Origin of the sequence: Hymenobacter sp., assembly GCF_036388155.1 — a bacterium.
Classification (GTDB): Bacteria; Bacteroidota; Bacteroidia; order Cytophagales; family Hymenobacteraceae; genus Hymenobacter.
The window spans coordinates 1-20143 of the sequence record NZ_DASVSI010000180.1; the positions used below are offsets into that span (position 1 = coordinate 1).

At 63.9% G+C, this 20143-nt stretch carries 13 protein-coding genes; 3 read left to right on the top strand and 10 right to left on the bottom strand.

All coding sequences use genetic code 11. From position 1 onward, the window contains the following. Positions 1-39: 39 nt before the first annotated feature. The 4 genes from VF629_RS25185 to VF629_RS25200 form a co-directional block, all read right to left on the bottom strand. Positions 40-1383: a gluconate:H+ symporter gene (locus VF629_RS25185; RefSeq protein WP_331061282.1), complete on the bottom strand. Its 1344-nt coding sequence runs from the start codon at positions 1381-1383 to the stop codon at positions 40-42. Positions 1384-1407: 24 nt separating this feature from the next. Then, a complete protein-coding gene (locus tag VF629_RS25190) occupies positions 1408-1920 on the bottom strand; it encodes a gluconokinase (RefSeq protein ID WP_331061283.1) in 513 nt (170 codons plus the stop codon). Between the two features lie 42 nt (positions 1921-1962). Continuing rightward, positions 1963-2847: a DUF1080 domain-containing protein gene (locus VF629_RS25195; protein ID WP_331061284.1), complete on the bottom strand. Its 885-nt coding sequence runs from the start codon at positions 2845-2847 to the stop codon at positions 1963-1965. A 378-nt stretch (positions 2848-3225) separates the two neighbouring features. Continuing rightward, positions 3226-3360 carry a hypothetical protein gene (locus tag VF629_RS25200; protein WP_331061285.1) on the bottom strand — a complete coding sequence of 45 codons (135 nt, stop codon included), beginning with the start codon at positions 3358-3360 and terminating at the stop codon, positions 3226-3228. A gap of 270 nt (positions 3361-3630) precedes the next feature. Between VF629_RS25200 and VF629_RS25205 the strand changes: the two genes are divergently transcribed. Next, positions 3631-5220, top strand: coding sequence for a lipase maturation factor family protein (locus VF629_RS25205; RefSeq protein ID WP_331061286.1), 1590 nt, complete (start codon positions 3631-3633; stop codon positions 5218-5220). A 336-nt stretch (positions 5221-5556) separates the two neighbouring features. Further along, positions 5557-7011, top strand: coding sequence for an NAD(P)/FAD-dependent oxidoreductase (locus VF629_RS25210; RefSeq protein ID WP_331061287.1), 1455 nt, complete (start codon positions 5557-5559; stop codon positions 7009-7011). Between the two features lie 136 nt (positions 7012-7147). Here the strand turns inward: VF629_RS25210 and VF629_RS25870 are convergent, their stop codons facing one another. The 6 genes from VF629_RS25870 to VF629_RS25235 all read right to left on the bottom strand — a co-directional run bounded on the left by VF629_RS25870 (position 7148) and on the right by VF629_RS25235 (position 18434). Next, complete coding sequence (locus VF629_RS25870; protein WP_414653937.1) at positions 7148-7264, bottom strand: energy transducer TonB; 117 nt, start codon at positions 7262-7264, stop codon at positions 7148-7150. 17 nt (positions 7265-7281) lie between these two features. Next, on the bottom strand, positions 7282-7596 hold the full coding sequence (locus tag VF629_RS25215; RefSeq protein WP_331061288.1) for an energy transducer TonB: 315 nt from the start codon (positions 7594-7596) through the stop codon (positions 7282-7284). Positions 7597-7828: 232 nt separating this feature from the next. Then, a complete protein-coding gene (locus VF629_RS25220; RefSeq protein WP_331061289.1) occupies positions 7829-12679 on the bottom strand; it encodes a T9SS type A sorting domain-containing protein in 4851 nt (1616 codons plus the stop codon). A 47-nt stretch (positions 12680-12726) separates the two neighbouring features. After that, on the bottom strand, positions 12727-14055 hold the full coding sequence (locus VF629_RS25225; protein WP_331061290.1) for a DNA/RNA non-specific endonuclease: 1329 nt from the start codon (positions 14053-14055) through the stop codon (positions 12727-12729). A gap of 530 nt (positions 14056-14585) precedes the next feature. Then, on the bottom strand, positions 14586-15734 hold the full coding sequence (locus VF629_RS25230; protein ID WP_331061291.1) for an FAD-dependent monooxygenase: 1149 nt from the start codon (positions 15732-15734) through the stop codon (positions 14586-14588). Positions 15735-15971: 237 nt separating this feature from the next. After that, positions 15972-18434, bottom strand: a complete 2463-nt coding sequence (locus VF629_RS25235; protein ID WP_331061292.1) for a S9 family peptidase — start codon at positions 18432-18434, stop codon at positions 15972-15974. Positions 18435-18708: 274 nt separating this feature from the next. Between VF629_RS25235 and VF629_RS25240 the strand changes: the two genes are divergently transcribed. Then, a complete protein-coding gene (locus VF629_RS25240; RefSeq protein WP_331061293.1) occupies positions 18709-20061 on the top strand; it encodes a TolC family protein in 1353 nt (450 codons plus the stop codon). Positions 20062-20143 lie beyond the last annotated feature (82 nt).

Below are 20143 nucleotides of genomic sequence, written 5' to 3' on the forward strand. Positions count from 1 at the left end.
GGTCGGCCCGCCTAGGGCGGGCGGACCGGCGGCCTATGGCTACAAGCTGGCCAAGCTGGGCGCCACCAGCGGCAGTGCCCAATCGAGCAACAATACGCCCAGCAGGCCCACCACCGACACGATGGTTTCCATGACCGACCACGAGCGCAACGTGTCGCGCACCGACAGGTTGAAGTATTCTTTGAACAGCCAGAAGCCGCTGTCGTTGAAATGCGAAAACAGCAGGCTGCCTGCGCCAATGGCCAGCACCAGCAGGTTGGGATTCACCGGGGAATGAGCCAGGGTGGGCAGCATAACGCCCGCCGCCGTGAGCCCCGCCACCGTGGCCGAGCCAATGCACACCCGGATGATGCCCGCCAGCAGCCAGCCCAGCACCAGCGGCGGCAGCCCCGTGCCGTCCAGCACCGCCGCAATGGCCAGGCCGGCCCCGCTGGCCACCAACACTTCTTTCAGGGCTCCGGCGCCCGCGATGATGAGCAGCAGCATGGCCACGTCGCGAATGGCCACGCCGTAGGTTTCCATCACGGCGCTGGTGCTTTTGCCCTGCGCGCGGCCCAGGCTGAACATAGCCACCAGCACCGATAGCAGCATCACGATGCCGGGGTCGGCCAGAAAAGCCAGGGTCGGGGCCGCGGCGCTGCCGGCCGGCAGCACGGCTTGCAGCCCCAGCACTACCGCCAGCACCAGCACTGGCAGCAGCGACGACAGAAAGCTGTTCCACCGGCCGGGCAGTTCCTCGGCCGGCCGCGGCTCGCTGGCAAACCCGGCTAGCGGCACCGTGACGATGCCCCGCAGCGTGCGCGCATATAGCGGCCCGGCAATGACCACGGCCGGCAGCGCCACCAATAGCCCGTAGACAAACGTGAGCCCCACGTTGGCGTGGAACAGGGCGACCAGTGCCGTGGGCGCCGGGTGCGGCGGCAGGAAGCCGTGCAGCACCGACAGCGACGCCAGCAGCGGCAGGCCCACGTACACGGCCGGCAGCCGGTACTGGTACACCACCGAAAATATCAGCGGTATCATCAGCAGGAAGCCCACGTTGTAGAACAGCGGGATGCCAATGATGAAGCCCGTGGTCATCATCGTCCACTGAATGTTCTTCGGCCCGAAGGCATTCATCAGCACGGCCGCGATTTGCTGGGCGGCGCCGCTTTCGGCCACCAGTTTGCCCAACATCGCCCCCAGCACCACCACCATCGCCACCGAGCCCAGCGTGTCGCCCAGGCCCTTTTGCACGGCGGCCAGCACTTGCGGGGGCGAAAGCCCCAGGGCCAGCCCCGCCGGAATGGTCACCAGCAAAAACGCCAGGAAAGCATTCATCTTGCCCCAACTGTTCAGGACGATGAGCGCCAGCACCGCCAGCAGGATGATGAGTAGGGTCATGCAGGGAGGCGGCCGGGGTAGCTGTTAGTGAACAGAAGCGTGGTCAATGGAAGACGATTTCAGGTAAGCCAGCGCGTTCGCTACCAGCGCCTCCAGCGGGACCCCGACGGATAGGTGCAACCCGTAAGCCGGCATCTCGAAGGCGGCCAATTGCGAGTCGAGGAGCACCGCGCCCATGTAGTGGCCCGGCCGGGACTGCAGCCGCCCGGCAATTAGCTCCTTCGCGCCGTGCAGCACCACCCAGCGAATGGGCGCGGCCACTGCGGCTTGCAGCACGGTGCGGTACTTTTCCTTCAGGGCCGAACATGCCAGCACGGCGCCGCCGGCCGCTTCCCATGCCCTGAGGCCCGTGGATAGAGCTGCCAGCCAGTCGGCCCGGTCGGCGTCGGTGAGCGGGGTGCCACCGCGCATTTTCGCCACGTTGGCCGCCGAGTGAAAACCGTCGGCGTCGTAAAACGGCAGCTGCATTGCTTGGGCCAGCCGCTGGCCTACGGTGGTTTTGCCGGTCCCCGAAACGCCCATGACAATAACAATCATACTGGTTGCGGCGAGCGGCTCCGCCCGGGCATTAAGTGGCTGTTAGTTGAAATACTTCGCGTATTGGGCCGGCATGGCCTTGAGCGGCTTAATGAGGATGTCTTTGTAAAACACCTCGGCGGCCTCGCTCTGCAGCTGAATTTTGCCGCGGGTGAGCGGCCGGCGCTCGCCGTTGGCGGCGGTGTAGCCCGAGTTATTCAGCGCCAGCACCACGTGGCCGTTCACAATGTGCACGCTCTGGCCGTTCACGCTTATCAGCTCCAGCTCGGTCCATTGCCCGGCCGGCGACTCGTAATTGGCCGCGGCCTGGCAGAAGTTGCGGCCCTCTTTGCCCATGACCACCGGCGGGGCCGTGGGGTTGAACTTGAGCGTGTCTTTGGTGGCATCGTAAGCGGCCCGAATGTCGGCCGTGGAATTGGCAATGCACCAGAAGTCGCCCATGGCGTTGCCCTTCTGGTATTCCGACACCTGGAATTCCTGGCTCAGCATCCAGCTGTGCCAGTAGTCCACGCCGGGCTCGCCCTGGCTGTTGTAGAGGATGCCGCTGTCGCGGGGCTCGTCCAGGCGCGGCACCCACTTTTTGCTGCCCCACTTCACCTTCAGCTTGAGGTCGTAGTTGGCATAGTCCCGCTTGGTGAACACACAGCCGTAAATCTCGCCGCTGATGCGCAGCACGGGCTCGCCGTTCTGCATCACCACCGAGAAGACGTTTGCCTCGTTCTTGTCGTAGCCGATGGGGGCCAGCGGCTGGCCCTGGGCATCGAGCGGCTGCTTGCCGGTGTAGCCCAACTGGTGGCGGTAGCTCTCGTAGGTGCGCCACTTGCTCAGCGTTTTGTCAAGCAGGGGCTCCCAACCCGGTGCGGCGTGAAACGAAGTGGTGGTTCCTGCCAAGGCAATGCCCAGCCCCAGCGTTATCCATTTTCTCATGTTGCAATGCCCGCGCTGCTATAGCTCGGAAGCCAAATCTAGTCATTTACTGTGTTGCAGCTACGCAATAGATTAAATAATCGTGTAGCGCGTTATTTTATAGCTATTTACAGCCTAGCAACAACAAGTTGACAACAAGTTAGCAGGCCTAATCCTCGGGCTTGGGCGCGTGGCCGCACAGCGCGGCGGCGTTTTCCGGCTCAGTAAAAACCGTGGAGCAAAGCGACCTGGCACTGCGACGAAACGCGGCGAACGCTCCGCGAAACCTGCCCGGGCGCTGCAACCCCACCCGAAACGCCCTTTTGCGGGATGGCGACCACCAACCCGATTTAACACCCCCAAAGGCGCTGGTGCTGCCCGAAGGTGTGAACAGGCAAATTAGCCCAGGAACAGACCAGCAGCAATGAGCGAGGCAATTGCTGCGGCAACGGCAAGAATGTAGCCCCGCTCCCGTTGGGCGCGCTGCTGGCGGGTCAGGTATTGCTTGGGGTTGTAGTGCATGACTCGAATCAAACAGCCTCTACTAATATACAACTTCTCACTTTCAAGATTCTAGTTTTTACGGACAAATGGTGAGTGGGTTTATGAAAGGGTGTAGTGACTTTTTCCTTATTAAAAAGATAACACCACGGTTCAGTTTGGCACCCTACACGGGGTAAACTCAACATAAACCAAGTGGAAGACCCTAAAGTATTGAGGGTACTTGCTGCTTTTGCCTTGTGCGCAGGAATGCCTGCACTCCATGTCCTAAGCGGTGACAATACCTCTTAATCAACGGCCGCCGTGCCCCCATTTTCGCAGTGGTCGGGATGGCAGGCGGGCGTTTGTGACAGCACCATGGACCGCGACTTCCAGCAACTTTCTCCTGCGCCGGGCACTGCTCCCTCCTACTGGCTCACGCGTTTCGTGCTACTGCGCTTGTTGGGGGCGCTCTATGCCGTGGCTTTCCTCGTCGCCATCAATCAGGTGGTGCCCTTGATTGGCTCAACCGGGCTGCTGCCCGTGGGGCTTTACCTCAAGCAAATCAGCCAGGCCCTGGGCTCCGAAGGCGCCGGTTTTGCTCACCTGCCGTCGCTGTTCTGGCTCTCGCATTCCGACACCGCGCTGCTGAGCGCCGCGTGGGTGGGCTTGGCGCTTTCCTGCGTGGTGGTGGCGGGCTTTGCCAACGGCTTGATGCTGGCGGCGCTCTGGGTGCTGTACCTGTCCTTCGTGCACGTGGGCCAGGAGTGGTACGGCTACGGCTGGGAAATTCAGCTGACGGAAACCGGGTTTCTGGCCATTTTTCTTTGCCCGCTGCTAGATGCGCGCCCTTTTCCGCGCTATGCCCCGCCCCTGCCCATCATCGTGCTATTTCGGTGGCTGGTGGTGCGCGTCATGCTCGGGGCGGGCTTGATTAAGCTGCGGGGCGATGAAATCTGGCGCAACGGCACGGCCCTCTACTACCATTTCGAGACCCAGCCCATTCCCGGGCCGCTGAGCCGGTGGTTCCATTTCATGCCGCATGCCTTGCTCAAAGTGGGCGTATGGTTCAACTGGCTGGCCGAGCTGGTGGCGCCGTTTTTTGCCTTCGGGCCGCGCGCTGCGCGCCACGTGGCGGGCGTGGTTATGGTGCTGTTTCAGCTCAACATCATTCTCAGCGGCAACCTCTCGTTTCTGAACTGGCTGACCATTGTGCCGGCGCTGGCGTGCTTCGACGACGGCTTCTGGGCCCGGCTGCTGCCCCGGCGGCTGGTACGCCGAGCGGCGCAAGCGGCGGCCGCGGCCGAAGAATCGAAGGCCATGCGCGCCACGGCCTGGGTGGTCACGGCCGTTATTGCCCTGCTCAGCATCCAGCCGGCCCTGAACCTAGTATCGCCCGGGCAAATCATGAACACCTCTTTCGACCTGCTGGGCCTGGTGAACACCTACGGGGCCTTCGGCACGGTGGGCCAGGAACGCCTGAACGTGGTATTTGAGGGCACGCTAGACGAGAACCCCACCGACAGCGCCGTCTGGAAAGCCTACCCCTACAAAGGCTTGCCGGTGGCCCTGGACCAGCCACCGCCCCAAATTGCGCCCTACCAGCTGCGGCTGGACTGGCAAATGTGGTTTGCCGCCATGGCCTCGCCCGCGGACTATCCCTGGACGCTGCATCTGGTGTGGAAGCTGCTGCACAACGACCCGGGGGTGCTGAGCTTGTTTGCCGGCAACCCCTTCCCCGACCAGCCGCCGCGCTACGTCCGGGCCGTTCGGTACCGGTATACGTTTGCGCCGCCCGGCAACCCCCAGGGGCTGTGGTGGAACCGTACGCGCGTCGACGTGTGGCTGCCGGCGCTGTCGGCCAACGACCCACGCCTGGTCCGGTTCCTGCAGAGTGCCGGCTGGGCGCCCTAAGCATGCGCCTGCAATGTCAACTTCCTGTCCTGCTCAGCTGGATAAAGAAGTTGTTAGCGAAACTCCATGACGCTTTAGCGCTATTTCGGCGACGGTTTGGGTGCTGGTCCGACGCCCTAGGCGTCCGACCGGTTACCGGTCGACGGCCGGCCGACTATTGTGTTTGCAACAACCGGTCGGACGCTTAGAGCGTCGGACCGGCACTGGCATTCGAATTTTGAACCCGCTATAAGTACAGACAGAAGCGGCGGTGGCGGCGGACTTTGCGTAAACCATTGCGCCGGAGGCCGGCTTTTCCTGACGCCCCCTACCTAAACAAGCCCTTTCCGATTCCGCATGAGTAACCCTACGTATGATGCCGTCGTCGTCGGTTCCGGGCCCAATGGGTTGGCGGCGGCCATTGCGTTGCAGCAAACGGGCTTGTCGGTCTTGCTGCTCGAAGGCAAGAAAGAGCTGGGGGGCGGCCTGCGCACGGCCGAACTGACGTTGCCCGGTTTTCGCCACGACATCTGCTCGGCTATTCACCCGCTGGCGGCGGCTTCGCCGTTTTTCCAAACGTTGCCGCTGGCCCAGCACGGGCTGGAATACATCACGCCGCTCGTTGCCGCTGCGCATCCGTTCGACAACGGCACCGCCGCGGCCGTCATGACCTCCTTGGTCGATACCGGCCGCACCCTGGGCCCTGACGCGGACGCCTACCGGCAATTGCTGGGGCCACTCGTGACGCAGTGGCCCAGCATTTCGCGCGACGTGCTGGCCCCGCTGCAAGTACCCAAGCACCCCCTGAACATGGCCCGGTTTGGCCTGCCCGCTTTGCTGCCGGCCACCTTGCTGGCCAAACGTTTCGCGGGCGAAAAAGCCAAGGGCCTGCTGGCCGGCATGGCGGCCCACGCCATTCAGCCGCTGAGCAATATCACCACATCGGCCATCGGCCTGGTGCTCCTGATTGCGGCGCACCGCGGCGGCTGGCCTCTGCCCCGGGGCGGCTCCCAAGCCATTGCCGACGCGCTGGTGGCGCACTTTGTGGCGCTGGGCGGCAAGGTGGAAACCGGGACGTTTGTGCGCTCGCTGGCGCAACTGCCTTCCGCCCGAGCCGTGCTTTTTGACGTGACACCGGCCCAGCTCCTTCAGATTGCCGGGCATAGTCTCTCCAGCATTTATAAGTGGCAGCTGCGGCGCTACCGCTACGGCATGGGCGTGTACAAAATCGACTGGGCGTTGGCCGAACCCATTCCCTTTACCGCCCCCGAATGTGCCCAGGCCGGCACCGTGCACCTCGGCAACACGCTGGCCGAGATTGACGCTAGCGAGCGCGCCGCCGCCCGCGGTCAGCACCCGGCCAAGCCCTTCGTGCTGCTGGCCCAGCAAAGCCTGTTCGACGCCAGCCGGGCGCCTGCGGGCCGGCACACGGCCTGGGCCTACTGCCACGTACCCAACGGCTCCCGGGTGAACATGACCGACGCCATTGAGAACCAAGTCGAGCGTTTCGCGCCGGGCTTCCGCGAGCGGGTGCTGGCCCGCCACACCTTCGACACGGCCCAGATGGAAGAGTACAACCCCAACTATGTGGGCGGCGACATCAACGGCGGCCAGCTCGACATCAGCCAGCTGTTTACGCGGCCGGTGCTGCGGGCTTCGCCCTACCGCACGTCGCAGCGCGGGCTGTACTTGTGCTCGTCGGCCACGCCGCCCGGTGGGGGCGTGCACGGCATGTGCGGCTACTACGCCGCCCGCCGTGCCCTGCGGGATGTATTCAACCTGCCGGCGCCCAAGCTGTATGTGGAGGGGTAAAGCAGCGGCGGCGTGCTAACCGCGCGGCCATTACCGCCCACGTGTGGCGCCAAAACCAAACGGTTTCCCGCAGCGAGCGAGGCAGAAGGAAAGCCTATAAAAGCGCGTCACTTTCAATCAGGCCCATCCTGCGTTCTTAACGGATTTCCCAGGTAATGGGCACTGTGTAGCTTACGTTCACCGGCCGGCCGTTCTGCTTTCCGGGCAAGAACCGCGGCAAAGTACCAACAGCCCGAACCGTTTCCTCGTCCAAGCCAGACCCCAGGCCCTTCAGGACCTAATGCTGGTAACGTCACCGACGGAAGTAACAACGAAGCTGACGAAGACGCGGCCTTCTACCTGATTTCGCAGCGCCAACGGCGGGTATTTGGTCGCGCGTTGGATGGCCGTCACAATGGCGCTATTTCCGCCACCGCCCGGCAGTTGGGGCATTTGCTCCACGTAGGTGTACACTTTGTCGGCTTCGCTTTGGGGCGGCGCAGTTTGCTGGCTCTGATTTGGGTCCTTCAAATTGACCAAGTCCTGCGCGAACGACGGGGTGGAGCTAACAAGGCATCCGAACAACAAGGCGGAAAGATATTTCATCAAGTGAAGAGTGCTGATTTACGGAAAAAAGCTCTACCAAAACAGGGCACAAAATCGATGTCGCATTCCGCCGTGTGATTGCATTCCTGCAATGACATCTTGCCGGTTGCCAACGAGTTGCTGAGACTAACGCTGTCGTTGACTTAAAGCGTATAAAAACCGAACCCCGTTGGGCCAACTATTTGCGGTTGGTCCCAACGGAGTTCGGTTTCACTTAGTCAAGACTTTGTTTTTACTTGGTCAAGACCAGGCGCAGCACTTCTACTTTGCCGTCCATCCGCAGGCGGCCGGTGTACATGCCGGCCGGCAAGGTGGCGCCGTCGAGGGTGAACTCATAGTCCTGGCCTTCCTGCGCGACGCCGTTGTAGAACGTCTTCACCACTTGCCCCACGGCGTTGTAGAGTTCCAACTGCGCCGGGCCCGTGCTGGCGGCGCGGAAGTGCACCAGCGTGCGCTCCGTAAAGGGGTTGGGATAGGCTTCGAACACCTGGGTAGTCGCTGCGGCGGTTTGGGCAGCATTGCGCTGAGCCGTGCCGCTACCCAACGCGTTCGGTTTCGACGGCGAGCAGTCGCCGAGGGTGCTACCGTTCCTCAGGTAGTCGGCAACTTCGCTGGATGACACGCACTTGGGCTTACCTTTTTGGCAGAGGCTGACCTTGTCGTTCTTGTTGCCGCACCGCACGTCTATCACCCGGAGGGTCACGCGCTGGGTGGCGGTGCAGCCCGAGGCACTCGTGGCGGTAACCGTGAAGGTGAACGTGCCCGGCGTGGTGGCCGTGAAAACCGGGGCCGCGCTGGCAGCATTGCTCAGGCCCGCCGCCGGGCTCCACTGGTAGCTCACGCCCCCCGAAGCCGTGAGCGTCACGCTCTGCGGGCCGTAGCCGAGGTACAAGTTCTGGGCCACGCCGCCGGTGTAGACCGTCGACGTAGGTGCAACGGTGATGGTAGGCGCGGGGATGGTGCCCGTCACGTTGACGGTGGCCGTGCGGGTGGCCGTGTTGCCGTGAATGTCGGTCACGGTCAACGTCACGGTGTTGGCGCCGATGTTGCCGCAATCGAAAGTCGTTTTGCTGAGCGCCAGGGTCGCAATACCGCAGGCGTCGGTGCTGCCGTTGTCGACCTGGGCGGCGGTGATGGTGGCGGTGCCACCGCTCAGGGCCACGGTCAGGTTTTGAGTCAGCACAGTGGGCGCCTGCTTGTCCTGCACCGTCACGACGAACGTTTCGGTGTCGGTGCCGCAGCCGTTGGTGGCCGTGGCGGTGACCGTGGTAGCGCCCACGGGGAAGAAGAACGGCGAGGCGATGGCCGTGGCGGCCCCGTCTTTCACTATCGAATAGGTGACGACTGGAGCCGGGGAGCCCGTGGCCGCGGCCGCGAAGGCCACCGAAGCACCGCACTCAGTGGCGGTGGTGTTCGCCGTCGGAACCGTGGGCACCGTGAGGACCGGCGGGGTGGTGACGGTGACCGTAGCGGTGCCGGCCAGAGCAGTGCCAACGCAGGTGGTGGAGTCCGTGAGGGCCGTCAACGAATAGGTAGTGGTCGCGGTAGGCGTCACGGCCAGCAGGTAGTTGCCGGCGGCATTTACCTGGGCGGCCGAAACGGTGAGAGGTGTCGAAGTGGCGCCGCCATCGGCTGAGTAGCTTAGGGTCCAGGGCGCGGTGCCCGTGAGGCGCAAGGTCAGGGTGGCGGTTTCGCCGGTGCAAACCGTGGCGTCGCCGCTCAGCGCGGCCGTCGGCAGCGCCCGCACCGTCACTTGCTGGGTGAAGCTGTCGGAACAGGTGCCCTGGGTGACGGTGAGCTTGACGGTGTACACGCCGGCCTCGGCGTAGGTGTAGCTGCTGTTGCCTTTGGTGGTGAAGTCCGTAGTGCCGTCGTTGTTGATGTCCCAGGCGTAGGTGGCGTTGGCCTCCAGGTTAGTCGACGCATCGACGAAGGCCGTGGGCGTGCCGACGCAAACCGGCGCTGCGGTGAACGAGGCCACGGGCGGGAAGCAAGTCAGGCCGGTTTTCACCACGCGGTAGGTGGTGCCCACCCGAATGCCATCAACCAGCAGCGTTGGCGACGCACTGCCCTGGCGCAGGGCCACGGCGCCAATGTTGTCGTTGGGAGCTGCGGGCGTGGTGCCGGTTTCGGCCGACCGGGCCGAGGCCGTAGCCGGTTCGGTATCGGTGGTGGGGTTCACGAACAATTCGCTGGTGTTGTCCGCTTCGTCGAAGGTGTATTTCAGCACCAACAGGTGCGTGGCGTTCAAATCGTATTCCGTGGTGGTGTAGGTAGCGGCGGCTCCTGAGCCAGTACCTACGCCGAACACTACTTTGTTGGTGGTGCCCACCCGCTTCACCCACACGCGGCCGCGGAACGTGCTGCCAATGACCTTCGGCCCCAGGTGGAAAAAGTAGTCGCCCGTGGTGTTCACGTTGCTCACGTTCACGAGCAGCGACGCGTACACCGGCGTGCGGGCGTACACGGCGTCAAACGTGCGGTTCACGTCCTCGCCGTTGGCTACCACGGCCGCAGCGTTGCCGCTGTTGGGTCCGTAGCCCGGGTAGGAAAGGCCGTTGGTGGTAACGGCCACGGGCCGGGTGCCCCCGCCGCTGTGGGCCGTCCAGCCGTTGGCCGTCAGCAGCGAGCTGGCGGTGTAAACGAAATTTTCCTCCAGCAGCAAGGTGGGCGGAATGGCCGGGGTGGCCTGCGTCAGGGTGCCCGGCGTTGTGGTCAGGTAGTTCTCAGCGTAAGGCGTGTTGTTGTCGCTGAAGGCGAAAACCGAGAAGTAGTAGCTCGTGTTGGGGCGCAGATTGGTGATGGTGTCCGCGTTGGCAGTGCCGCTGTACACCACGAAGTTGCCCCGGCCCAGGTTGCTGCCTTTACCGAATTCCGAGTTGGCGGTGTAGGTGGTGGCGTCCACCGGCGCCGCATCCACGGGGCTGCCGAGGCGGGCAATTACCAGGCGCTTGGCGCCGTCGCCGCCGGTTAGGTTCAGCACCAGGGACGAGCCTGTTACCTGGCTGGCGGTGAGCGCCGCCGGGGTGGTGGGCTCGGCGGCCAAGGGCACGGCCACCGTCGTGAAGGAAAGCTCGTCGCCGTAGGCCGTGCTCACGCCGTTGGTGGCGTAGGCCCGCACGAAGTACGTGGTACCGGGCACCAGCCCGGTGAGGGCGCTGCTGAAAGTGCCCGTGCCGGCGCCGTCAACCGTTTTGGTGGCGCCGGGCGCGGTGCTGAGGATGGGGTTGGCCGTTTTGGCCCACATCACGCCGCGGGCCGTCACGGCGCTGCCGCCGTCGAGGGTCACGTTGCCGCCCGCAGTGGCCGTGGTAGTTGCCAAGTCGGTAACCGGCGTGGTGCCGAGCGTGGCGGGATACACTGCATCGATGCCCGTGCCGGACACGGCCACGGCTTGGTTGGGCAGGCCCGGACTGGTGACCGGAATGGCAGCCTGGGCGCCCTGGGCCGCTGTGGGCGCAAAACGCACCTCGATAGTCGTGCTGGGCACGTTGCCGCCCACCGGGGCCAACTCAATAGCGCAGCAGGCAAATGGGTTGGCGCCGGTGCGAATTTCAAAGCCCGCCGGGGGCGTAATGACGATGTTGCCGGTGAGGCTGGTGCCGCTCACCGTAAAGCTTTTCGCTTGGGAACCCGCGCCCACCGCCACGTTGCTAAAATCGGGCAGGCTGGTGGCCGACACGCTGAAGGCCGAGGTAACCACGGGCGTCGTCACGTTCACCGAAACCGGCGTGCTCACGCCCGTGGCCGTGCCGCAGGCATTGGTGAGGGTGGCCTGCGCAACGACGTAGTACGTGCCCGCACCCGGAAAATCACCGCCCTTGAGTTGATATGCGGCCGCTGTGGCGCCGGCAATGGGGGTGAACGGCCCGGTAGCGGTACTGCCGTACTGCCAAACGAAGGTGGAGGAAGCAGCCGCGGTGGCCGTGAGCGTAGCGCCCGTGCCGGTGGTAGCCACCGACTGGGCCGCGGCCGGCGTCACCGCAACGGGGTTGCCGTCGGGCGTCTGGCCGATGCTGAGGTCGGCGCCGTTATCGGTGCCGTACGTGATGGGCGCGTCGTTGAGGACGCGCACCCGGTACTTGGTACCCGCGGCCGTGCCGGCCGGGATGGTGGCCGAAATCGGCGAGCTGCTGCCCGTGCCGATGATGCCCGCGGTGGTGCTGGCCGGAAACGCGCCCGTTGCGTCGGAGAGTTGCACTTTGTAGGTGCCCGTGAACGTACTGCTGGTGCTGTAGGCTACGTTGAAGGGCGCACTGCCCGCCGCCGTGAGGCAGAACGAAGCAGGCGCAACCGCGCCGGTGGCGATGCTGGCGGCGGGCGTGCCACCGGCCAGCGTGGGGGTCAGCGTCACGTCGTCGAGGCCCGCGGCTTGGCCATTCGTGCTGCCGCCTACGCCCGTTTGAGTCCAGCGCAGGTAATAGGTGGTGCCATTGGCGAGGTTCACCCCGGGGAGCGACACGGTCTTTGCGACGGTGAGCGGTGGGGCGTAGTACACCGTGTTGTTCGGGTCGGCGGGGTAGTTCTGGGCGCCGGTGGTGTGGGCCGTCCAGGTCGTGCCGTCGGGACTAGTGAAGAAGGTCCAGTTGTATTCGCGGCTGCCCGAGCGGTACTTCTCCAGGTTGAACTGCACCGTCAAATCCTGAATCGTGGTGCCGCTGCTGTTCGCAACGGCCAGCATGATGCTGCGCGGCGTGCCGTAGGAGCCGCTGTTCAGAAAGCCCAGGGCCCGGTCGGTTGAGCCCACCCCCGACAAGAAATTGTAGGTACCCCCACTCGAAATGTTTTGGGCGTTGGTACTGCCGCCGTTGGAGGCAACGGTGGTCTGGGTGTAGTTGTTGGGGCTGGCAAAAGTTGGCGCCGCCTCACCCGAGAGCCTAATGCCTGCGGGCGCCGTGGCGGTGCCGCTGGCGCCCATGCCGTCGAAGTTCTCGGTCTTGGGCGCGGCGCTACTCAGCACCACTTGGCCCTGGGCCGCAAACGGATTTATCGCCAGACCCGAGATAAACAGACCGCCGACCAGCGTGTGAAGGAATAAAATGGCTCGTGCGGAGAGCCCGCAGTGCTTAGAAATCTGCTTCATAAAAAAAGAAAATGCCGCGAAAATCGATGGGATAGCAGGGCGGGCGCTTACAGCACCGGCCCGGTGTCAACTTGCGATTCGAGGGCCGCTTGCACGCTCACGGGCAGCGCCGACAGCAGGTCGTAGCCGGTGACTGCCTCGATGGCGTCTACCGAGGTGCGGTAGGTGCCCCAGTCGCGGTTGAGGGTGTTGGAGTTGGGCATGTCCACGGCGATGACGCGGGTGCTGGCCGAAATCCGGGACACGTCGTTGTCGCCCACGGGCAGCACCACTATCACCTTCCAGGTGCGGTTGGGCACCGTGATGCGGCCTTGGTCGATGGTGGTCATGTAGCCGTTGTCGCCGGTGCCGCCCACGCCGTAGCTGCCGCAGACGATGTACACCTCATTGTTAGGCAGCAAGGTGCGGCAGTACCCTTCCAGGTCGCCCCAGGTTTGCTGGTTGTTGTTGGGGGCCTGCGGCATCATGTTGGTCATGAGGAACGTGGCCGAGTTGTCGGGGATGGAGCTGGTACGGTCGGCGCTGGGGCAGTTGTGGCCGCGGTCGAAGCCGGTGCCCACGTAGCTGTTGGACTGCACCTGGTACCAGCCGGCGGGCAGCTGCGGGTCGGGCCGGAAGTCGTCCTGCCGGTCGCTGGGGCCGCGGTTCGAAATGTCGAGGTGCCAGCTCACCCAGTTGGGCTTGCCCTGGTCGCGGTTGTAGCCGATGGCGAACTGCGGCTTCACCAGCAGGTAGTTGTTGGGGAAGCTGATGTCGGTGGTGGCGCCGCTGGGGTTGCCCAGGGCCAGGTTGTCGTTGTCGATGGACGGCGGGGCCGCGCCGTCGTATTCGGTCACGACAAAGTCGTCGATGTTCAGCCGCGCCGCGCCGCCCGAGGTCTTGCGAATCTCAAACTTGACGCCGCCCGTGATGTTAACCGTGAAGGAAACCGCCTGCAAAGTGCCCGTGGTGGTAAAAACGGTGTTGCCCACCTTCGTCCACTTGTTGCAGTTGCACGAGGCGGCCTGGGCCCACAGCTCCCAGCTGCTGCTGGCGTCGGTGCCGTAAATGGCGTGCTGCACGGTCACGGACCCGGCGCCCGTGGGCAGGAAAAACTCCATCGTGAGCCGGCCATTTTGCTGCAGGCGCACGGCCTGGGTGCCCAGCTTGCGGTCGGCGGCGGTGCTGCCGAGCACCGCGTCGGTCAGCGTCCAGTTGCCGGTGCCCAGGGCCACGGTGGCAGCGGGGTAGTCGGCCTTGGTGCCGGTGTCGAACGACTCCTGGGTGTTGGCCTGGGGCTGCCAGGCGGGCACGTCAGCCCCGGCGCGGGTGGGCCAAAAGGCGAGGCTGGAAAGGACTAGTAAGGATTGTACCGAATACCGTAAGCATTTAAGCATAAACCGCCAGAAGAAATGAGGCACCATTTTCCCGGCTTACCGACGCTGACAACTCCGCGACCACGCAAACCAGGAATTGAATTGCTGCCACTAAGCCCAAGCCCTAGTGAAAGGTTCCGCCTAGCTGTGTTAAAAAATTGGGCCGCATTCACCCCGGTAGCGCCGCCCTGCCTCACGCGACTATCCATTTTTCATTGATTCAGACAGCTTTACCAAGCCAAAAGGCTAACGAAATAGCACCAAAGATTCTAGCAGAATTCTACATTCCTACCCCGAAGCTCTCGATGAGCGGCGTGTAGGCGTCCGTGCTGAGCACGCATCAAAGTAGCTGTCTTATACGCTGTCTGTGTTAATCAAAACGAAGTAGAGACGCAACATTTTGCGTCTCGCCGTTCGCGCCGCTAGCAAATCGTTCGCGCTTAACCCTCTCACCATCGTTCAACGACGAGACGCAAAATGTTGCGTCTCTACTGCGTTCCAGCAGCTATTCTGCAGCTTCTTGGAGGCGGCCACTCTCCGCGGGTCACTACTCATTGCCGTACCTTATATAGCCAGGCCATTTGGCTTCGGCTCACGAAGGCTGGCAGCAGGCGCATGGCAGCGTTGCGCACGCTCGTTAAGAATGGGTTTTCCAGCTGCGCTACCCGGCCCAGATTCCAGGAGGTGCGCACGATGCGCGTGGTGCGGGGCAGGCGGCGCTGCTCGAAGCGGCGGAAGGCCGCAACGTCAGCGGTTGGCACCAGGCAGGCGGCCAGCTCGGCTGCGTCTTCGATGGCCATGCCGGCGCCCTGGCCCAGGTTGGGCGTGGTGGCGTGGCCGGCATCGCCGAGCAGCAGCACGCGGCCGTAGGCCAGGTGGCGCAGGGGTTTGAGGTCCTGGATGTCGTTCCACAGCAGCTGGGCGTCGCGGGTGAGGCGCAACAGGCCGGAAACGGGTACCGGAAAAGCCGCGAACTCGCGCTGCAAATCGGCCACCCGGAATGCGCGGAAGGCGGGATTGTCCGGCGCGGCGCTGTTGAGGCAGGCAAACCAATACACGCGCCCCTCCCCCACCGGCACGTAGCCGAAACGCCGGCCGTGCGCGCCCCATACTTCGCTCGACTCGCCCGCAGGCAGGCCTAATTCCGAACCGTCGACCACGGCCCGCCAGCACGTGTAGCCCGCGTAGCGTGGCTGCGCTGCGGGCAGGAGCTGCCGGCGCACCCGGGAGCGCAAGCCGTCGGACCCAATCAGAAAATCAGCCTCCGCCGTGGTGCCGTCGGCAAAGTGAGCTTCAATGCCGGTTGGCGTTTCCTCAAACCGCCCGAATGGCTTGCCCAGCACGAGCGTGCCGGCCGGCAGCTGCCGGAGCAATACCTGCTGCAGCGTGGCCCGGTGAATGCCAACGTTGTCGAACCCCAGCTTTTGGGTGAAGCCCGTGGTGTCGGCGGCTTGCAGCAGGCGGCCGCGCTGGTCGAGCAGGTTGACTTTGGTAACGGCCGTGCCGCGGGCGCGCACGGCATCGTGCAGCCCGAGCTGCTGCAAGGCGCGCATGGCGTTGGCGCCCAGCACGAGGCCGGCCCCTACTTCGCGCAGCTCGGGGGCGGCCTCGTACACCAGCACCGAATGGCCGCCGCGCAGCAGCGCATGGGCAGTAGCCAAGCCGCCCATGCCCGCGCCGATGATGAGAAAATGTGCCACAGATGAGGGGGTTAGAATGGCTTTATGAGAATAGGGATGCAAGAAAATACGGCTAGTACTATCCTACACTTGTCCGCAGCTAGGTTAAGAGTGCCACCTGTGGACTGACAACTGACTGCCCTGGTGCACTTAGGATTGCCCCGCAAACACAACTGCCGCCGCGCCCAAATGGTCGCGACGGCAGTTGCTGCACCTCTAAAGGGCTTATCTACCACCTCATTGGTGGCGCACGGTCATTTAGTTAGCCGGCGGCGGGGTTGGTGCCTTCACGTACTTTTCCAGCCACGCGTTCGTTTCCCACAGCACGTGGAGGAGGTTTTCGCGGGCGGCGTAGCCGTGGGCTTCGGCGGGCAGCACTACGTAGCGGGCGGTGGCGCCCTGGCCTTTCAGCGCGGCGTAGTAGCGCTCGCTCTGGATGGGGTAGGTGCCGGTGTTGTTGTCGGCCTCGCCGTGAATGAGCAGAATGGGCGTCTTGATTTTGTTGGCGTAGTTGAACGGCGACATGGTGTTGTACACCTCCGGCGCCTCCCAGTAGTTGCGCTCCTCGCCCTGAAAGCCGTAGGGCGTGAGGGTGCGGTTGTAAGCGCCGCTGCGCGCAATGCCGGCCTTGAACAAGTTGGAGTGCGTCAGCAGGTTGGCCGTCATGAAGGCGCCGTAGCTGTGGCCCATCACGCCCACGCGGGCCGCGTCGACTACGCCCATGCGGACGCCCTCGTCAATGGCGGCTTTAGCGCTGCTCACCAGCTGCTCGATGTAGGTATCGTTGGGGTCTTTAGTGCCCTCGCCCACAATCGGCACGCTCACGTTCTCCAGTACGGCGTAGCCCTGCGTTACCCAAAACACCGGCGAACCACCACCGATGCGCGTGAAGGTGTATGGGGAACCGGTTACCTGACCAGCGGTACTTTTATCCTTGAATTCCAACGGGTAAGCCGACATGAACGTGGGCAGAGGGCCGTCGCTTTTCTTGTAGTTCGGCGGCAGGTAGAGGTTGGCGGTGAGGTCCACGCCGTCGGCGCGCTTGTACTTCAGCACTTGCTTGGCGAAGCTGCCGCCGAAGGCCGCGTAGGGATTCGGGAACTTGGTAACGGCCGTCAGCTTGTCCTTTTTGGTGGCGTCGCGCAGGTAGTAGTTCGGCGACTGGGTCACCGACTCGCGGCGGGTGAGCAGCATGCGCTTCTTGCCGCTGGCGTCCACAATGGCCATTGGCACCTCGTAGACTGGGGCTTGGGAGCGCCACCAGCGGGCGGTTTTCTTGGTGATGAGGTCCATCTCGTCCACAAACGGGCGGTCGCCTTCGGGCGAAGCGCCTTGGCCGGTCAGGTAGATGGTCTGGTTCATGGCGCCGCCCGTGAGCAGCACGTATTTGCCCTGGGCGTTGCGGTGCTCGTAGGGCGTGCCGGGGTCCTTGTATTTGTCCTCCGACGAGCCGTCGAACAGCACGGTGAGTGGCGCAGCTGGCTTGCTAGGGTTTACCTGCCAGGTGGTCTGGTGACGGTCGGCCCAGCGGTAGCCGTCCACCAGCGCCAGTTGGCCATTGCCCCAGCTCAGGCCGCCGAAGCGCAGCGGCAGGGCCGCCAGCTCCTGGGGCGCGCCCGTAAACGGCGCCTCAATGGTGAATAATTTGTCGCGGATGTCGGCCTTCGTTTTGGGGTTGCCGCCGTCCTGAGCTTCCACGTAGTAAATGGTGGCGGGCACGTCGGTGCGCCAGGCGTGGCCGCGTGGGCCGGAGGAGGCGGCGTCGTTGCCAATGGGCACGGCATCGGCCAGGGGCAAGTCGGCCACGGTTTTCACCGGCGCGCCGCTGGCCAGGTCCAGCACGTCGATGCGCTGCGGGAACCGGTTGATGGGCAGCGTGTAGGCATAGGGCCGATGGCGGGTGCGCACCAGCACGTACTTGCCGTCAGGCGAGGGCGACGCCGACTGAATCACGCCGGGCTGGCCCATGGGCTGCGCGGCGCCGTCGGCCAGGTTCACCTTCACCAGCTGCGAAGTGGCGTAGTAGTCAAACAGCCGCTCGTCGGTCGGGCTTTTCAGCAAGTCCTGGTAAGTGGGAGCGGCGGTTTTTTTGCCGCCGCCGCTTTCCTGCACGGCCGGGCCGGTCGGGGCGGCATCGGCGGCGGGTGCTGGGCCGCGGCCCGTGGGCACGGTGCAAGCCAGGATGGTTTTGTTGTCCGAAACCCATTCAAACGAGTTGCCAAAGGCGTCGTTGAGGGGCGTGGCCAGCAGGCGGCGCGCGCTGGCGCTGGCCACGTCGGCCACCCACAGTTCCACGCGGCCGTCGGTGCCGGAGCCGGGCGTGGTGAGGGCGAAAGCCATGGTTTTGTTGTCGGGCGACCAGTTCACGCTGCTGATGCGGGCCTGGGCGGGCAGGCCTTTCACAGCGACTTCAGCGCCGTTGGGCAGGGTTTTGAGCTTGATGCCCACGGCGTAGCTCACGCGGCTCTGGCCGTTGGTGCGGGGGTTCATGCGCAGGCCGGCCAGGCGCAGCTCGGGCTGGGCCAGCTCGGCCACCGTGGGGAAGTCCTGCACTTGCAGCATCGCCAACACGCGGCCGTCCGACGACAGGCTAACGCGCGGAGTGGGCGGGGCCAGCAAGATGTCTTGAAGGGCCTTGGGCGGGGTTTGGTACTGAAAGTCCTGAGCCTGGGACACGGCGGCAGCTAGCAGAAGTGTGGCGGAAAGAAGTAGTTTTTTCATACGCGGGAATGAAAAGATGAGTCGGCCGGGCGCCGGGCCCGCAAGATAATGACAAGAAACACTGCGCTGAGTACAACTTTTGGGAGCTCGCGCCCATCGTACACTACAGCGGCGTAATGGCTGCATTGCGGCAAGTTGCCTCGGCCACGCTTCGCTACTAAAAACCACCATTCGGCTAAGTGGTTAACGAGGAAGCAGCCCATGCGCAACCTTAACAGCACCGCCGGGGTAAGAAGGTGGCCACTGGGTGGTTGAAACAAACACACTGTGGTTCATGAGAAAATTGAGTGTAGGCATTGGGGCAATTGTAATGTGGGCGCTGCTGGTGCTTAGCGGGCAAACTCCGGCCACTGCGCAGCCCACTACCTCATTCGCCGCCCCGCTCACCCTGCCCGAATGCGTGCGCTACGCACTGCAAAACCAACCCGTGGTGCGGCAGGCCAAACTGGATGAGGAAGTGAACGAGGCCGACATCCGCATCGGCCTGGCCGGCTGGCTGCCGCAAGTAGGCCTCACCGGCAACGCCCAGCGTGCCTTTCAACTGCCCTTCGTGGTGCTACCCAACGAGCAAGGCGGCGTGACGCCCCGGCAGGTCGGACTCAAGAATACGTCGACGTTTACCCTAAGCGGTAACCAGGCCATTTACAACCAGGATGTGTGGCTGGCGCGGCGTCAGGCCCGCCCCTCCCGCGAATTCGCCCGCCAAAACACCGCCCTGGTGCGCACCAACCTAGCGGCCGACGTGAGCCGCAGCTTCTATGACGTGCTGCTGAACCTGCAGCAGGTGCGCGTGTACGAGTCCGACATTGTGCGCCTGGGCCGCGGCCTGAAAGACGCCCGCGCCCGCTACGAAGCCGGCATCAACGACAAAATCGACTATAAACAGGCCGAAATCGCCCTCAACACGTCCCGTGCCGCCCGCAAGCAGGCACAGGAAAGCGTAAAGGGCAACTTGGCCCGCCTCAAAGAGTTGATGGGCCTGTCGGGCACGCAGCCGCTCACGCTGAACTACGACTCGGTGCGGCTGGAGTTGGACGCGGCCTTGGACACCACCGCCGGCGTGGAGCCCACCAACCGCCTGGAGATAAAGCTACTGCAGACGCAGAAGGTGCTGCAGTCGGCTCAGATTGGGTACTACCGCTGGGGCTTTCTGCCGGCCGTGGGCGCGTATGGCACCTACAACACGGTGTTTCAGAACGACAACCTGGGTGACTTGTACAGCCGGCGCTTTCCCAGCTCGTTTGGCGGCTTGCAGCTCAGCCTGCCCATTCTGCAGGGCGGCCGCCGGCTCCAAAACCTGCGCCGCGCCCGCCTGCTCGACCAGCGGCTTGATGAAGACGTGACCGCCACCCGCAACCAAATCAACACCGAATTCGAGCAAGCCTTGGCCACCTACAAAGGCTTCTACGCCGACTACCAATACGGCAAGCAAAACCTGGCACTAGCCCGCGAGGTGTTCGACGTTGTGAACCTGCAATACCGCGAAGGCATCAAGCCCTACCTCGACGTGCTGGTGGCCCAAACCACCCTGCGCTCTGCCGAGTTAACCTACAACGTGGCCCTGTTTCAAGTACTCACGAGCAAGGTGGAAGTGCTGCGCGCCCGCGGCGAGCTGGCCGTGGAGTGAGTAGTTACAGCATTGCCCAGCAACCGGTCATGCAGCGCGCAGCGAAGCGTCTCGCCCGCTACCACTAATCAGTCAAAGCACG